The 944-nt window shown below is 58.6% G+C and carries 1 protein-coding gene and 1 pseudogene; both read left to right on the top strand.

Going from position 1 to position 944, the window contains the following annotated elements; all coding sequences use genetic code 11:
- Positions 1–206: 206 nt before the first annotated feature.
- Positions 207–569, top strand: a pseudogene (locus F7R02_RS25590) (phage integrase N-terminal SAM-like domain-containing protein); the annotation flags it as partial.
- A 188-nt stretch (positions 570–757) separates the two neighbouring features.
- On the top strand, positions 758–944 hold a 187-nt coding region (locus F7R02_RS25595), incomplete at its 3' end, for a transposase (protein WP_151210039.1).

Consider the following 944-nt stretch of genomic DNA (forward strand, 5'->3'; position numbering starts at 1 on the left):
AGCTCTGGCCTCGTCGCGTTTCAATCTGGAGAACTGCGCGTTCTTCTGCGCTGAGGTGAACGTAGCTCTTTGACATGCATACACCCTACTTGCTGAGAGGGTGTTGCGCTTGGAAGTTGAGTCTAAGCAGTCTCTGCGCCGATGCTGCTTGCGTTATCCACCGTTCGAGCAGGCGTATGAGTTACACCCGTGAAGCTGCAGGCGTAATGACGCGCCTGACTCCCAAGCTGCTGCATCAGGTCAGTGGTCGGCTGCGGCTCCGCCATTACAGCCTGCGGACTGAGCAGGTGTATTTGGACTGGATCCCGCGCTTCATTCTGGCCAATGGCCAACGGCATCCAGGACAGATGGGACAAGTAGAGGGCGAGGCGTTTCTCACCGAATTGGCGACGCGGGGCCAGGTGTCGGCCGGCACGCAGGAGGTCGCGCGCTTGCTGACGATGCTGGAGGGGAATTGTCGGCTGGTGGCGGGGCTGCTGTATGTCAGCGGGATGCGGTTGCTGGAATGCCTGCGCTTGCGGAGCAAGGCGATGGACATAGTTCGCGGCGAAATTGCAGTGCGCGATGGCTGGGACGCGAGCATCTGCGGTATGTGGTCCGCTGGACGGGCTCAGCCGTCTTGATAGTGACGCGGAACATGCGGGGCGAGCGATGCAGTGATAGAACGCTTGCCACCACGTTATCGATATCGACATCGCGTGCTCTGAATAACTAGGGCCTGTTAACACTAATGGCCCGAGCGATTAAACTATTGGGCATGGAGATCACGCCAGCACAATTTTCTCTGATCGAACACTGCCTGCCGGCGCAGCGCGGCAATGTCAGCATGACCAACCTGCAAGTGGTCAACGCCATCCTTTACGTTGCCGAGCATGGCTGCAAATGGCGCGGCCTACCCAAGCGCTTTGGCAACTGGCATACGGTCTACACACGCATGAACCGTT

The organism is Xanthomonas cissicola (genome assembly GCF_008801575.1).
GTDB classification, from domain to species: Bacteria; Pseudomonadota; Gammaproteobacteria; order Xanthomonadales; family Xanthomonadaceae; genus Xanthomonas; species Xanthomonas cissicola.